General features: G+C 69.1%; 14 protein-coding genes. 4 read left to right on the forward strand and 10 right to left on the reverse strand.

All coding sequences use genetic code 11. From position 1 onward, the window contains the following. Positions 1-487: cation:dicarboxylate symporter family transporter (locus V5F77_RS19870; RefSeq protein ID WP_429007079.1), on the reverse strand; the 487-nt coding region annotated here is incomplete at its 3' end. 285 nt (positions 488-772) lie between these two features. Here V5F77_RS19870 and V5F77_RS19875 point away from each other — a divergent pair. The 4 genes from V5F77_RS19875 to V5F77_RS19890 all read left to right on the forward strand — a co-directional run bounded on the left by V5F77_RS19875 (position 773) and on the right by V5F77_RS19890 (position 5,416). Continuing rightward, complete coding sequence (locus V5F77_RS19875) at positions 773-2,608, forward strand: sensor histidine kinase (protein ID WP_429007080.1); 1,836 nt, start codon at positions 773-775, stop codon at positions 2,606-2,608. Continuing rightward, entirely contained in the window at positions 2,608-3,951 is a 1,344-nt protein-coding gene (locus V5F77_RS19880) for a sigma-54-dependent transcriptional regulator (RefSeq protein WP_429007081.1), read from the forward strand. Before V5F77_RS19875 ends, V5F77_RS19880 begins: the two co-directional genes overlap by 1 nt. Before the next feature lie 126 nt (positions 3,952-4,077). Continuing rightward, positions 4,078-4,542 carry a carboxymuconolactone decarboxylase family protein gene (locus V5F77_RS19885; protein WP_429007146.1) on the forward strand — a complete coding sequence of 155 codons (465 nt, stop codon included), beginning with the start codon at positions 4,078-4,080 and terminating at the stop codon, positions 4,540-4,542. Then, positions 4,532-5,416 carry a sigma-70 family RNA polymerase sigma factor gene (locus V5F77_RS19890; RefSeq protein ID WP_429007147.1) on the forward strand — a complete coding sequence of 295 codons (885 nt, stop codon included), beginning with the start codon at positions 4,532-4,534 and terminating at the stop codon, positions 5,414-5,416. The genes V5F77_RS19885 and V5F77_RS19890 overlap by 11 nt, the downstream gene beginning before the upstream one ends. A 20-nt stretch (positions 5,417-5,436) precedes the next feature. Here the strand turns inward: V5F77_RS19890 and V5F77_RS19895 are convergent, their stop codons facing one another. From V5F77_RS19895 to V5F77_RS19935, 9 genes are read right to left on the reverse strand one after another with little or no spacing between them, the layout of a single operon-like run. Then, on the reverse strand, positions 5,437-5,745 hold the full coding sequence (locus tag V5F77_RS19895; RefSeq protein WP_429007082.1) for an antibiotic biosynthesis monooxygenase family protein: 309 nt from the start codon (positions 5,743-5,745) through the stop codon (positions 5,437-5,439). A gap of 35 nt (positions 5,746-5,780) precedes the next feature. Next, positions 5,781-6,380: an NADPH-dependent FMN reductase gene (locus V5F77_RS19900; protein WP_429007083.1), complete on the reverse strand. Its 600-nt coding sequence runs from the start codon at positions 6,378-6,380 to the stop codon at positions 5,781-5,783. After that, on the reverse strand, positions 6,380-6,850 hold the full coding sequence (locus V5F77_RS19905; protein WP_429007084.1) for a MaoC/PaaZ C-terminal domain-containing protein: 471 nt from the start codon (positions 6,848-6,850) through the stop codon (positions 6,380-6,382). Before V5F77_RS19905 ends, V5F77_RS19900 begins: the two co-directional genes overlap by 1 nt. Next, positions 6,847-7,317, reverse strand: coding sequence for an FAS1-like dehydratase domain-containing protein (locus tag V5F77_RS19910; protein ID WP_429007085.1), 471 nt, complete (start codon positions 7,315-7,317; stop codon positions 6,847-6,849). The genes V5F77_RS19905 and V5F77_RS19910 overlap by 4 nt, the downstream gene beginning before the upstream one ends. A 3-nt stretch (positions 7,318-7,320) precedes the next feature. Then, a complete protein-coding gene (locus tag V5F77_RS19915; protein ID WP_429007086.1) occupies positions 7,321-8,487 on the reverse strand; it encodes a thiolase family protein in 1,167 nt (388 codons plus the stop codon). A 35-nt stretch (positions 8,488-8,522) separates the two neighbouring features. Then, a complete protein-coding gene (locus V5F77_RS19920) occupies positions 8,523-9,941 on the reverse strand; it encodes an acetyl-CoA carboxylase biotin carboxylase subunit (RefSeq protein WP_429007087.1) in 1,419 nt (472 codons plus the stop codon). Between the two features lie 12 nt (positions 9,942-9,953). Continuing rightward, positions 9,954-10,709 carry an enoyl-CoA hydratase/isomerase family protein gene (locus tag V5F77_RS19925; RefSeq protein ID WP_429007088.1) on the reverse strand — a complete coding sequence of 252 codons (756 nt, stop codon included), beginning with the start codon at positions 10,707-10,709 and terminating at the stop codon, positions 9,954-9,956. Then, the gene (locus tag V5F77_RS19930; RefSeq protein ID WP_429007089.1) at positions 10,702-12,348 is read right to left on the reverse strand and encodes an FAD-dependent oxidoreductase; all 1,647 of its coding nucleotides are present in this window, start codon (positions 12,346-12,348) and stop codon (positions 10,702-10,704) included. Before V5F77_RS19930 ends, V5F77_RS19925 begins: the two co-directional genes overlap by 8 nt. Then, on the reverse strand, positions 12,345-13,883 hold the full coding sequence (locus tag V5F77_RS19935; protein ID WP_429007090.1) for an acyl-CoA carboxylase subunit beta: 1,539 nt from the start codon (positions 13,881-13,883) through the stop codon (positions 12,345-12,347). Before V5F77_RS19935 ends, V5F77_RS19930 begins: the two co-directional genes overlap by 4 nt. Positions 13,884-13,967 lie beyond the last annotated feature (84 nt).

Consider the following 13,967-nt stretch of genomic DNA (forward strand, 5'->3'; position numbering starts at 1 on the left):
GGAGGATGTCGCCCGAGGCCAGCGCACTCACCGGCGTATTCGGGATGATCGCCATCAGGAAGCCGACGATGCTCTGGTCATGCGCCTTGCTGGCGTAGTCCGACACCGCCTTGGGATCGAGGCTCGCCGGATTGATGTGGAGGCCGGCGCCCGGCTGGATCACATTGCCGACAATCAGGCCGATGATGAGGGCGAGGGTGGAGAAGGTGAGGAAGTAGATCATCGCCTTTCCCGCCACCCGGCCCACCTTGCCGAGGTCGCGCATGCCGGCAATGCCGGTGACGACGGTGAGGAAGATCACTGGCGCGATGATCATCTTCACCAGCTTGATGAAGGCGTCGCCGAGCGGCTTCAGGTCGGTCGCGATGCTCGGGTAGAAATGGCCGAGCAGGATGCCGGCGGCGATCGCCAGGAGCACCTGGAAATAGAGATGGTGGTAGAATTTGCGGTGCGCGACGGGCGCGCGTGCGGCGATCACGGGGGGCATGAGGTTTCCTCTTGTTTCGACCATCGGCGCCTCGTTCCGGGGGCGGCGTTTGGAACCTTGATGGCGGTATTGGGACCCGGCGCTCCATTTGCGCCGGCATAGCCGTGCGCAAGACGCATGCCAGACCATCAAAAGCTGGACGCCGATTGGCATCCCTTGAAACAAAAGGCCTTTGTGCCGGACCACGCCTCCCTGCATCGACTCCGCGTGCGGAACATTGCACAATGGCTTCCGCCTCTGTGCGATAATCCGCACACGTGAGGCGCGAGATGGAATCAGGTGGCGATGCTTGCAAGGCTCGAGGGATGGAAGTCTGTCGCGGGAAACCGCACGACACGTCGCCTCACGGCCGTCGTCCTGGTACTCCTCGCCCTTGCCGCCCTCGACCGGGTCGCGGCCTATCTCGGCGAGCGCTGGGCCCTGGCTGAGCTGAGGGACGATGCCGACGCGGCGACCAGCCTGCGGGTGGCGGTGATCCGCAGCGAGATCGAAAAGCAGCGGACCCTTCCGGTGGTCCTCGCGCAGGACCTCGACGTACGGGAAACGCTGGAGCAGCCCGACCCCGCACGCCTGTCCGCACTCGACGCCAAGTTCGCGGCCCTCGCGGCGGGAACGCGCACCGGCGCCATCTATCTGCTCGACACCACGGGCCTGACAATTGCCGCCAGCAATGCCGGCACCGCTGCAAGCTTCGTCGGCTCCAACTATGCCTTCCGGCCTTATTTCCGCAGCGCCATGGCCGATGGGAATGCCGAACATTTCGCCTTCGGCACCGTAAGCCGGCAGCCCGGCCTGTACCTGACCCGGCGGATCGACGGCCCGAACGGTCCGCTTGGCGTACTGGTGGTGAAGGCCGAATTCGACACCATCGAGGAGCAATGGGGGCGGTTCGAGGAACCAACCTTCGTCACCGACGACCGCGCCATCGTCCTGGTCAGCAGCGTCCCGCACTGGCGTTTCAGGGCCACGGTGCCGATTGCGCCGGAGCGGCGGGAGGAATTGCGCGCCAGCCTTCAGTTCGGCGATGCGACATTGGACCTGCTGCCGATCACCCCCGTTCCCGGCCCCGCCGGCCTGGTCAAGGCCGCCCTTCCCGGCCAGCGCCTGCCGCGCCTGTTCGTGGAGGCTTCTGCGGCGATCCCCTCCACCGGCTGGACCCTGCACGTCCTCGCCCCGGCCACCGCCGCGCTGAACCTCGCCACCGGCGCGGCACGCATCCTCACCCTTCTCGCCGCTCTTCTAGGGCTCGGCCTCGGCGCCCTCGCCTTTTCGCGCCACACCCGGCGGCGCGAGGCGGAGGCGCGGCAGGCCGGGGCCCGGCGCCTGCTGGAGGAGCGGGTGGCCGAGCGCACCACCGAGCTGAGCCTTGCCAACGCCCGCCTTCAGGATGAGATGGAGGAGCGGCGGCGCACCCAGAACACCCTCGATGTGTTGAAAGACGAGCTGGTGCAGGCGAGCAAGCTTGCGGTCCTCGGCCAGATCGCCGCCTCGGTGGCCCATGAGGTGAACCAGCCGGTGGCCGCCATCCGCACCTTCGCGGAAAACGCCCAGACTTTCCTTTCGCGCGAAGACAGCGCATCGGCGGGCACCAATCTCGCCACCATCTGCGCCCTCACCGACCGGATCGGTGCCATCACGGGGGAATTGCGCGCCTTCGCCCGCAAGGCGGAAGGGCGGCTGGAGCCGGTGCCGCTGCGGGCTGCGGTGGATGGGGCGCTGCTGCTGGTCAGCCATCGCCTGACTCAGCAGATCGTGCCCATCACCATCGATTTCACCGACCCGCAGCTGTGCGTGATCGCCGAGCGGGTGCGGCTCGAACAGGTGTTCGTGAACCTGCTGCAAAACGCGCTCGAAGCCCTGGTGGGGCGGCCGGACGGGGCGATCCGCATCGGCGCGGCGGCACGTGGGGCACAGGTGATGATCGAAGTTGCAGACACCGGCCCCGGCCTGCCGCCGCAGGTGTTGGAAGCGCTGTTCATGCCGTTCACCACCACCAAGCCGCAGGGGTTGGGGCTGGGGCTGGTGATCTCCCGCGACATCATCACCAAATTCGGCGGCACGCTCGCGGTCGAGAATTCCGGCGGCGCCGTCTTCACCCTCACCTTGCCGAGAGCCCCCTGATGGATGTGGCCTTCATCGACGATGACGACACCTTGCGCGCGGCCAATGTGCAGGCGCTGATGCTGGCCGGCCTCTCGGTCGCGCCCTTCGCCTCGGCCACGGCGGCGCTCGATGCCATAGACCAGGGCTTCCCCGGCGTGGTGGTGAGCGATGTGCGCATGCCGGGCATGGACGGGCTCGAATTGTTTCGCCACCTCAGGCGAGTGGACCCCGACCTGCCGGTGATCCTCATCACCGGCCATGGCGATATTGCCATGGCGGTCGATGCCATGCGCGAGGGGGCCTATGATTTCCTCGCCAAGCCCTATCCGGTCGACCGGCTGCTGGGGGCGGTGCGGCATGCCCGCGAGAAGCGCCGCCTGGTGCTGGAAAACCGCGAATTGCGCCGGCGCGCCGAGGCGGTGAGCGAGGATCTGCCTTTGCTCGGCGAGACCCCGGAAATGGCGCGCCTGCGGCAGATGCTGCGTCAGCTCGCCGATGCGGATATCGACGTGCTGGTAGAGGGGGAGACCGGCAGCGGCAAGGAAGTGGTGGCCAATGCCCTGCACCGCCTCAGCCGGCGCGTAAGCCGCCCGTTCGTCGCGGTCAATTGCGGTGCGCTGCCGGAAAGCGTCATCGAGAGCGAATTGTTCGGCCACGAGGCGGGCGCCTTCACCGGGGCGCTGAAGAAGCGCGTGGGGCGCATCGAGCATGCCCATGGCGGCACGCTGTTCCTCGATGAGATCGAGGCCATGTCCCCGGCGCTTCAGGTCAAGCTGCTGCGGGTGCTGGAGGCGCGCGAGATCAACCCGCTCGGCACCAATGAGGTGCGCCGCGTGGATATCCGCGTGATCGCGGCGGCGAAGATCAATCTGCAAGCTTTGGTGCGGCAGGGCGCATTCCGCGAGGATCTGTATTATCGCCTGCATGTGGCCACCTTGCGCATTCCCCCGCTGCGGGAGCGGCGCGCCGACGTGCCGCTTCTGTTCGGCCATTTCCTCGCCGTGGCCTGCGCGCGGTTCCGCCGCGAGCCGGTGCTGATCGGCGAGAGCGTGCGGCGCCATCTCGACGGCCACGACTGGCCCGGCAATGTGCGCGAGCTGATGCATTATGCCGAGCGCGTGGCGCTTGGACTGGTGAGCGACCCGCTCCCGCCCGCCGGCTCCGGCGACCCGGCCCCGCTGCCGGAACGGGTGGATGCCTTCGAGGCTCAGGAGATCCGGGCCGCGCTCGCCGAGACCGGCGGGGATGTGCAGGCGGCGGTGAAGGCCCTCGGCATCCCCCGCAAGACCTTCTACGACAAGCTGCGCCGCCACGGCATCGACCAGGCGGGCTACCGCGCCGCGCGGGCCGTGGCGCCATGATGGGCGCTTCATGACCTGCGCCGCGCATTTTTTTCGCCCCGCGCTTTTTTTCGCCCGGCATGTCACACCCGGCCGCGCCATCTCGTCTTCCTGGCAGCGTGCATGCCGCACGCTGGAGAAAAGATGATGACCCCACGTATCAAGACCCCGTTCAAGCTCGCCCCCGAGGGCATCAAGGCGATGATGGCGCTGGAGGCGAGCATCAAGGCCAGCGGCCTGGAGCAGAGCCTGCTGGAGCTGGTGAAAATGCGCGCCTCTCAGATCAACGGCTGCGCCTTCTGCCTGCATCTGCACGCGACCGACGCGCGGGCACAGGGCGAAAGCGAAATGCGCCTCTACATGCTGAACGCATGGCGCGAATCCTCGCTCTACAGCGATCGCGAGCGGGCCGCCCTGGGCTGGACGGAAGCCCTGACGCGGCTCGCCGAGACCGGCGCGGGCGATACCGATTATGCGCGCGTCGCCGCCGCCTTCAGCGAGGCCGAGCAGGTCCAGCTCACCTTGGCGATCGGCGCCATCAATGCGTGGAACCGCCTACAGGTCGGGTTCCGCGTCGCCCCTGCCATGGAGCCGGTGCGTGGTGCCGCCTGACGCAGCAACCGCCATATTCGAGGTGCACCGGCCAAAGCTGGTGCGCCTCGCCTATCGCATGCTCGGCTCCATGGCCGAGGCGCAAGATATCGTCCAGGACAGCTGGCTGCGCTGGCAGCGGGTAGAGTCGGGCGAGATCCAGGATCCCGGCGCCTTCCTCAAGCGCATCGTCACGCGGCTGTGCCTCGACGCCATGAAATCGGCGCGGGCGCGGCACGAGACCTATGTGGGCCATTGGCTGCCCGAGCCGATGATCGAGCCCGAGACCGAGGCGCTGCGGCCCGACGAATTGACCTTGACCCTGATGCTCGCGCTGGAGCGCCTCTCGCCCCTGGAGCGCGCCGCATTTCTGCTGCACGACGTGTTCGGCGATCCCCTCGACGCGGTTGCGACCGCGCTGGACCGGGACGCCGCCGCGGTGCGCCAGCTTGCGGCGCGGGCGCGCAAGCATGTGCGGGCGGCGCACACCCGCTATCCCGTCGCGCGGGAGGAAGGCGAGCGGATCGCCCGCGCCTTCTTCGCCGCATCGAGCGGCGGCGATATCGCCGCTTTGCGCAGCCTGCTGGCGCAGACGGTGGTTCTCAAAGCGGACGGCGGCGGCAAGGCCCACGCGTTCCGCAATCCCATCCTCGGCCTCGACCGCGTGCTGCGGCTCTACCAGGGGCTGTTTCGCAAGCTTAAGGCGCACCCCGCGCTCTATCTCAGGCCGCTGTGGATCGACGGCCTGCCGGGCTACGCCAGCCGGGAGCGGGACGATGTGCTCCAGACCACAGCGCTGGAGATCGAGGAGGGGCGCATCACCGCCATCTACATCACCCGCAACCCCGACAAGCTGGCCGAGGTGGCGCGGCTGGTGCGGAACCCGCACCACTGACGCCGCGCCGGCGCGGCTTCTCAGAGGCTCGGAATGCCTTCCCCCTGGTCCAGCTTCACCTCGCACAGCGAGACCGTGTGCGATCCGGCCAGGAACGGCTGCATCGCCGCGATGGCCCGCTCATATTGCGGTGAGGCTTCCCAGTCCTGCACGCTTTCGCGGCTCTCCCACAGCGTCACGGTGATGATGCTGTCCGGGTCGTTGACGTCCTGCGTCACCCAGCGGGAGAGGCGGCCGGGCACGCGCACCTGCGCCAATTGCTCGTAGCGTTCGCGCACCGAGGGCCAGGACCCGGGAATGATCCGGCTCCAATATATCCGCAGATACATGTCATCCTCCCTTATGCGGTTCTTGCGGCGGCCTCTTAAAGGACCGAGCGCTCCAGGTCCGAGATGGCAGCGCGCATGCGCGAGAACTGCACCACCTGCCGGCCGACCGTTTCGAGCTGGAAGCGCGAGGAGAGGTCGAGGCACTGGCCGTCGTCGTCGAACAGGCGGGTGGCGGTGTTGAGCGTGGCGCCGAGGGGCGTCGGCCATCCCCTCAGGGCATGGGCGATGGAGCGCAGGGCCGCCAGGGTCTGCCCCGCCGCCTGCCAGCCGCCCGCGCAGGCGATGAGCCCGACCCCGAGCCCGTCGAAATAAACCCGCTCGTTGGTCCGCAGGTCCTCGGCATAATCGAGCGCATTCTTGACCAAGCCGGACAGCGAGCCGTGATAGGCCGGCGACCCGATGATGATGCCGTCGCAGCGCCGATAGAGATCCACCAGGCGCTGGGCATCGGCGGTGCGTTCCGCGCTGCTCGGATCATACATCGGCAGGAGCAGCGCAGGACCTGAGATCAGCACGGTTTCCGCGCCCTCAGCAGCCGCCGCCGCCAAGGCCACGGCAAGGGCGCGTTCCGTGCTCGAACCCGCGCGCGGCGTTCCGCCGACGCCGAGGATCAAGGGCTGTTGCTTGTGGTCCATCACGGCTCCTCCACACTGTCGGCGTGTGCCGCGTGCGGCACGGGCGAGCGCTGTCCGCCGGGAATCCGCACGCGCGCGCCGCCGGTCGCAACGATCCGGTCCTGGACATAAGCGGCAAGGTCCAGCCGGACCAGGGCGTCCCCCGCGCTTTCGGCTGCTTCCATGACGCGGGCCTTCACGCACACCGCATCCCCGGGGCGAACCGGAGACGTGAAGCGTACCGACAACCGCTTCACCTCTCCGCGAGGGCCGATCCAGTCGGTCACCGCGCGGCCGACGAAGGCCATGGTCAGCATGCCGTGGGCGATCACCCCGCCGAGGCCCGCGCGAACCGCGAAAGCCTCCTCGTAATGGATGCGGTTATAATCGTCGGACGCACCGGCATATTGCACCAGCTGGATCGTGGTGACGGGCGCGGTGGTGAATTCATGGGTCTCGCCGACCCGCCAATGTGACGCTTGCGCGGTCATGCCAGGCTCCTCTTTTCCACCTGGTCGAGCGATCGGTAGATGGTGGTCCGGCCGGAAGTTAAGACCAGGGCGCCGGTCGGGTCGCAGCAGCGCAATTCCTGCCGGATCAGCTCCATCTTGCCCTTGCTGCCCGGCTTCTCGTCGACGCCGACGAAGACGAACGTGCAGGCGAGCCGCATGCCCGAGACCACCGGCCGCTCGTAATCGAACCAGACCTCGCCGGCGAGGATGCGCCTGCGGTCGAGCGGCGCGGCCCAGGGCGCTTCCTCCGCCGGTCGGAAGCAGATGGGGAAGGTCGGCGGCGCCAACAGGCCGGCATAGCCGAGGCTGAGGGCATGCGCCTCGTCGTGATAGAGCGGATTGTCGTCGCCGATGGCGCGCGCGAACTTGCGGATGGCGCCCTTCTCGATCTCCACCGTGAAGGGGCCGATGGCGGTGCCGATGAGGCTGCGGTCGATCTCAGCCATGCCTCACCCGATCCGCTCGACGATGGTGGCGGTGCCGAGGCCGCCGCCGCAGCACATGGATTGGAGCCCGAAGCGCGCATCGCGCCGCTCCATCTCGCCCACCAGGATCGTCATGAGGCGGGCCCCGCTGGACCCGAGCGGGTGGCCCATGGCGATGGAGCCGCCGTTGACGTTCACCTTTTGCAGGTCGGGTTCCAGCTCCTCGATCCAGGCCCCGAGCACCGAGGCGAACGCCTCGTTGATCTCGAACAGGTCGATGTCGCCGAGCGCGAGCCCGCTCCGCCGCAGGATCTCGCGCGTGGCCGGGATGGGACCCGTGAGCATGATCTCGGGATCGACGCCGACCACCAGCTGGCTGTGGACGCGGGCCATCGGGCGCAGGCCATAGGCGCGCGCCTTGGCGGCGGTCATCATGAGCACCGCGGCGGCGCCGTCGGAGACCTGGCTGGAATTTCCGGCGGTGACGCGCCCGTCCTCGCGGAACACCGGCTTGAGCCCGGCAAGCTTCACCGGCGAGGTATCGGGCCGCACCCCCTCGTCGCGCGCCAGGGTCGCGCCTTCGGCGGCGGGAAGCGCGATCATGTGGGCATCGAAGCGGCCGGCGCCTTGGGCCTCGGCGGCAAGCTTGTGGCTGCGCAGGGCGAGGTCGTCGAGATATTCGCGCTCGAGAGACCAGCGCGCGGCGATACGTTCTGCGGCTTCCCCCATGCTGGGCAGGGAAAAGCGCTCCTGCAGCGCCTCGGGGTGCCGCTTCCCGTAGCGGGTATCGTCATTGCCGCCTTGCGTGACCGACATCAGCTCCACGCCGCCGGCGATCACCACGTCGCAGACGCCGGTGCGGATGAGGGTGTCGGCGAAATGAATCGCCTGCTGGGAGGAGCCGCAGGCGCGCTGCACCGTGGTGCCGGGAACGGCGACGGGAAAGCCGGCCATCAGGAGCGCGGTGCGCGCGACGTTTCCGGCCTGCATGCCCACCTGGGTGGCGCATCCCGCGATCACGTCGTCCACATCCTCCTTGGGGATGCCGGTGCGCTGGACCAGCGCGTCCATCACATGGCCGAGCAGTGCTGCGGCGTGCCAGTCGCGCAGCGCGCCGTTGCGCCGGCCGACGGGCGTGCGCACCATGTCCACGATCACCGGCTCGCGGTCCGGCACCTGATCCGCCTTCATGCGTTGTTCTCCCTTATTCTTCTTGCGGACGCGCCTCAGCGCCCGGCCGCGATTTCCCCGGCGAGGCCGGTATGCACGTCGCCGGCACAGAACCTTGGATCCCGCAGCGCCTTCAGCAGGAACGGCAGGTTGGTCTTGGTGCCGGAAATCTCGAAGGCGGTGAGCGCCTCGATCAGCCGCCGGATCGCATCGCCGCGATCATCCCCCTTGACGATCACCTTCGCGATCATCGGGTCGTAATAGGGCGTGATGGCACGCCCCTCGGCATAGCCGGTCTCGATGCGCAGGCGGGCCGTCGCCTGGGGCGGGCGGAAGCGTTCCAGCACGCCCGGCGCGGGAAGGAAGGTCTCCGGATCCTCGGCATAGACCCGCGCCTCCATGGCGTGCCCGTCGAGCCCGATGCAGGCGGGAAGGACGGCGGCCAGCGGTTCGCCGGCGGCGAGGCGCACCTGGGCGGCGACGAGGTCGATGCCGGTCACCATCTCGGTCACCGCATGCTCGACCTGAAGGCGGGTGTTCATTTCCAGGAAGCTGAACGCGCCGTCCGCGCTTCGGAGCATCTCGACGGTGCCGATATTGTCATAGCGCAGGTCGCACAGGATGCCCGCGACCAGATCGCCCATGTCCTCGAGCACATGGCGCGGGATGCCCGGCGCGGGGGATTCCTCGATGATCTTCTGGTGCCGGCGCTGGAGCGAGCAATCCCGCTCGAACAGGTGGCGCACCTTGCCGGAGCGGTCCGCCAGCACCTGGAACTCGATGTGGCGCGGGCGCTCCAGCAGCCGCTCGAAATAGATCTGCCCGTTGCCGAAGGTGCGGCTCGCCAGCGCGCGGGCGCGCTCCACCGCATGGACGAGGCCATCCTCGTCGGTGGCGGCGAGCATGCCGATGCCGCCGCCACCGCCCGCCGGCTTCACCAGCAGGGGAAAGCCGATGCGGCGGGCGAGCGCCACAACGTCGGTGGTTTCATCCAGCAGCCCCGATCCGGGCGCGACCGGCAGGCCGTGCTCGGCCATCATGGAGCGGGCCCTGGTCTTCTCGCCCATGGCGGCGATCCAGCTCGGCGAAGGGCCGATGAACGTCAGGCCGTTCTCCTCCACCTTGCGGGCGAAGGCCGCGTTCTCCGAGAGAAAACCGTAGCCGGGATGCACCGCGTCGGCGCCGCAGGCCAGGGCGATTTCCAGGATGCGGTCCTGGTCGAGATAGCTGGCGCGCGCGGACGCGGGGCCGACGCGGTGGACCTCGTCCGCCGTGGCGAGATAGGGCGCGCCCGCATCGGCATCCGAATGGATCGCGACGGTTGCGACGCCCAGCTCCTTCAAGGCGCGGATCACCCGCGCCGCCACCGCTCCCCGGTTCGCCACCACGACTTTTGCGAACGGCCGTCCGGGATGCGCCGGCACGGCCTTTCCGACCACGGCGGCCGGGGCGATCTCGGTGTCTAAGCTGGTCATGGGCATGTCCCGTTATCCCTCACCGGCTGCCAAACGGGTTTGTGCGGCGACCCGCGCCATGCGGCTGCGCACGTTCGCCTCCATCGCCCGCGCCATCGCGACGGCGAAGGGGGCATCCTCCACCTCATCCAGCAGCGCCTTGATGGCGGGCACGAAATCGCCCGCCTGGCCGGCGAGGCCCGATGCATAGGCGCGCACCGCGTCCGGCAGGTCCTGCGCCTGCGGCACGCCGCGCGCGAAGCCGAGGGCGCAGGCTTCGTCCGCATCCAGCAGCCGGCCGGTGCCCAGCAGGTCGAACGCCGCGCGGCGCCCCACCAGCCGCACCAGGCCGGGCGCGACGAGGGCCGGCACGATGTTGTGCCGCGCCTCCGGATAACCGAAGCGCGTGCCCGGCGCGCAGAACGCGGCATCGCAGGACAGGACAAGCGCGCATCCCGCGCCGAGGGCGAAGCCGTGCACCTGCGCGACCACGGGTTTTGCCAGCGTCACCAGCGTTTCCAGCAACAGGCGCAGGCGCGCGGCATGGCCGCGGACGTCGCTTTCGCGCACGAGGGCGGCAGTTTCCTTCAGGTCGGCACCGGCGCAGAAGCCGGCCCCCTCGCCCCGCAGCACGACCGCCCCGACCTCGGGGCTCGCCGCCGCGTCCTGGAGCGCCGCCAGCAGATCCTCGATGAGCGCGCGGCTGAGCGCGTTGCGCTGTCCGGGCCGATCGAGGATCAGATGGCGGACCGGACCGTCCTGCTCCACCCGCAGCAGCGGCTCAGCCATGGGCCGCCTCCCTGGCCATCGCAGGCCGCAGGGCAGCTTCGCGCCCGGCGATGGCACCGCCGACGACACATTCGGCGAGATTTCCGCCGCTCATGTAGAGGTGGCCGAACACGCTGCCGAGTTCGCCGGCGGCATAGAGGCCGGCGATCGGCTCGCCGTAGGGATTGAGCACACGCTGGCGCACATCGTGGACCGGCCCGCCCTGGGTGTTGATCACCATGGGCCACACGCGGCCGACATAGAACGGCGGCGCGCGCAGCGGCACCATGGTCTCCGCGCGACGCCCGAACGCGGCATCGATCCCCGCATCGCAGGCCGCGTTCCAGTCTTCGACCGTCTTCCGCAAGACGTCGGCCGGCACCTGCATGAGGGCGGCCAGGTCTTCCAAGGTTTCCGCGCGCTCGAAGAAGCCCAGTTCGACTTCCTTCGCATTGTCGGCGCTCCAGGCGTACCAATGCTCCTGCGCGCCGTTGATCGCGCAGCGGCCCAGCGGATACATGCCCCGGCCGGCCTCGTCGAACAGGATGAAGGCGGGGATGCGGGGAAACGACTGGGTCTTGGAATCATATTGGTCGAGCGGCCGGACGCCGAAATCGCCGGGATAGGGCGGATATTCGTCCATGAACCGCCGGCCGGTCCTGTCGCACAGGATCCAGGCGACCTGGGGCAATGCCTTGGCCGGCTGGGGGCGGCCCATGGCGTCCACGACGCCGAGGTCGGACAGGGCGTCGGCGCGGCCCGGCGTCCACATGGGGACCGCCTTGAGATAGAGGCCGTAGGGAAATTCGGGGTCGGGATGCCGCAGGCCGTAGGGCCCGTGATAGTGCCACATGTGCCAGAGCGCGGCCCCGGCTTCCTGCGCCATGGCGATGCCGTCGCCGGTATTGCCGAGGAACGAACCGACCAGCACCGGCGACGCCTGGAAATACTGGGCCTTCATGTCCTCGTTGGCTTCAAAGCCGCCGCAGGCGAGCACCACGCCGCCGCGCGCGCGGATATTGACCATGCGTCCCGCGATCCGCGCCCGCACGCCCTCCACCCCCGCGTCCTGTCGCCTCAGGAGGCGTTCCGCCGGCGCGTCCAGATGCACCGGAATGCCGCGCTGGATGACATTGTCTTCGAGCACCTTGAACAGGCGGCTTCCGGGCCGAACCCCGCGCACGCCGTGCACGTGCGTCGCGCCCTCGATGCCCGGCACCTCCACCACCTCGCAATAGCCGAGCGCCTCGTAGCCGGGGAGCGGATAATTGCCGAGGGCCGGCGTCACCTTCACCGTCGCATCGCTGGCGCGGGCATAGGCCCGCATCCGCTCCGGCGCCGCGACCATGCCCTGCGCGAGCACCTGGAGATGGGCGTCCGGGGTGCGGCCGCCGCACGTGGCCTTGAGATAGGAGAACGCCGCGGCCTCGTCGAACGCGATGCGGATGCCTCCCGCCGAGACGATGGACAGGCCGCCGGGATGCGGGGTCTTTTCCAGCAGCAGCACCTCGGCCCCGGCGTCGTGCGCCTCGATGGCCGCCACCGCGCCGGCGGCGCCGAAGCCGACCACGACCACGTCGACCTCCAGGTCCCATTCGGTCTGCGGCGCGCCGTCCACCTGGAGAAGGACGGGGGCGGGCGCGGATGCGGCGCGGCTCATGGCGTGATCCTGCGCTTGAAGCCGGGGACGATGCGCGCCCGGGCCCGGGCGAGCGTGCTGAGGATGAAGGCGCGGGTTTCCGCCGGCTGGATCACGTCGTCGATCAGCGCCATCTCGGCGGCCATGTAGGCGCTCGACTTGGCCTCGACGGTCTCGATGATTTCGGCCCTGCGCTTGGCGGGCTCCGCCGCGCGGGCGATCTCCTTGCCGTGCACCAGTTCGACGCCGGCCGCGGTGCCCATGACGTCGAAGCGCGCTGTGGGCCATGCGGCGATGCCGTCGGGATGGGTCGCCCGGCCACCGAGCGCGATATAGGCGAGGCCGATCGCCTTGCGCAGCACCACGGTGACCTGCGGCACGCTCGCGCCGATCACCGCATTGAGCAATTGCGAGGCCAGCGCGACCATGCGCTGCTGCTCCACCGCCGGCCCGACGAGGAAGCCCGGGCAATCGGTGAGGAACACCAGCGGGATGTGGAAGGCATCGCAGATGTCGATGAACCGGCGCGCCTTGATGGCGGCCTTCTCGTCCAGCGCGCCGGCCATGAACAGGGGGTTGCTGGCCAGGATGCCGACGCTCTGCCCCTCCATCCGCGCCCACGCGGCGATCAGGTTCTGCCCGTATAATTCCTTGTAAGGCGTGTATTCGCCGCCATCGACCAGCAGGCGGACCACCGCGCGCATGTCGTAGGCGCGCCGGTGGTTTTCGGACACGATGGCGGCGATCTCCTCCCGCCCTTCCGGCGTGTCGATGGGCGCCGGGCGCGGGGCACAGACGGGCGGGCGCTCATGGCAGCTCGACGGGAAGAAGGACAGGACGTTGCGGATCGCGTCGAGGCACTCCTCGTCGGTATCGCCGACGTGATCGCACAGCCCGCGCTCGGCGGCCACGCGCTGGGCGCCGCCGATCTCTTCCGCCGTGGTCTCAAGGCCGATGCCGACCCGCACCACCGCCGGCCCCGACATGCCCATGAAGCCGGTGTGGCGGGCGATGGTGACGAAATCCGATTGCGCCGCCGTGAAAGACGGCCCGCCGAAACAGGCGCCCATGAGCGCGGCCACCTGCGGCACCACGCCGGACAGCTCGTAATGCTCGCGAAAGCGCGTGCCCATGGCGGCGGCGATGGCGCCGCCATTTTCCTGGAACCGGCCGGCGCCGGCTTCCATCAGGGCCACGAACGGCATGCGATGCGAGAGCGCCAATTCGCGGATCCGCACCGTCTTCGCCTCCGCGACGCGCCCCCGCGTGCCGGCGAGGATGGTCGCGTCCTCCGACGTCACATAGACCGTGCGCCCGTTGATGGTGCCGCTGCCCGCGACCAGCCCGTCCGCCGGCGTGCGCGCCCGCAGGTCGGGATGCTGGCTGCGCGCCAGCAGGCCGATTTCCTGGAAAGACCCGGGATCGAGAAGGCGCTCGATGCGGTCGCGCGCGGTGAGCTTGCCGGCGGCACGATGCTGCGCCACTGCCGCCTCGCCCCCCATGGCCTTGGCCACCTGACGGCGGGCGTCGAGGTCCTCCAGTATCTTCTTGTCCATGAGCCGACCTTAAGAACGATGCACGGACAATATCTTCAATTGTATCACATGCAATAGGCACAAAGCGGAAAATTGCGTGTAGAC

The organism is Roseixanthobacter psychrophilus (assembly GCF_043195195.1).
GTDB lineage: Bacteria > Pseudomonadota > Alphaproteobacteria > Rhizobiales > Xanthobacteraceae > NCEH01.

Excerpts from the sequence above, each read along its gene's own strand:
- V5F77_RS19875 (WP_429007080.1), top strand. The coding sequence starts at position 773 with ATGCTTGCAAGGCTCGAGGGATGGAAGTCTGTCGCGGGAAACCGCACG.
- V5F77_RS19880 (WP_429007081.1), top strand. The coding sequence starts at position 2,608 with ATGGATGTGGCCTTCATCGACGATGACGACACCTTGCGCGCGGCCAAT.
- V5F77_RS19885 (WP_429007146.1), top strand. The coding sequence starts at position 4,078 with ATGACCCCACGTATCAAGACCCCGTTCAAGCTCGCCCCCGAGGGCATC.
- V5F77_RS19895 (WP_429007082.1), bottom strand. The coding sequence starts at position 5,745 with ATGTATCTGCGGATATATTGGAGCCGGATCATTCCCGGGTCCTGGCCC.
- V5F77_RS19900 (WP_429007083.1), bottom strand. The coding sequence starts at position 6,380 with ATGGACCACAAGCAACAGCCCTTGATCCTCGGCGTCGGCGGAACGCCG.
- V5F77_RS19905 (WP_429007084.1), bottom strand. The coding sequence starts at position 6,850 with ATGACCGCGCAAGCGTCACATTGGCGGGTCGGCGAGACCCATGAATTC.
- V5F77_RS19910 (WP_429007085.1), bottom strand. The coding sequence starts at position 7,317 with ATGGCTGAGATCGACCGCAGCCTCATCGGCACCGCCATCGGCCCCTTC.
- V5F77_RS19915 (WP_429007086.1), bottom strand. The coding sequence starts at position 8,487 with ATGAAGGCGGATCAGGTGCCGGACCGCGAGCCGGTGATCGTGGACATG.
- V5F77_RS19920 (WP_429007087.1), bottom strand. The coding sequence starts at position 9,941 with ATGACCAGCTTAGACACCGAGATCGCCCCGGCCGCCGTGGTCGGAAAG.
- V5F77_RS19925 (WP_429007088.1), bottom strand. The coding sequence starts at position 10,709 with ATGGCTGAGCCGCTGCTGCGGGTGGAGCAGGACGGTCCGGTCCGCCAT.
- V5F77_RS19930 (WP_429007089.1), bottom strand. The coding sequence starts at position 12,348 with ATGAGCCGCGCCGCATCCGCGCCCGCCCCCGTCCTTCTCCAGGTGGAC.
- V5F77_RS19935 (WP_429007090.1), bottom strand. The coding sequence starts at position 13,883 with ATGGACAAGAAGATACTGGAGGACCTCGACGCCCGCCGTCAGGTGGCC.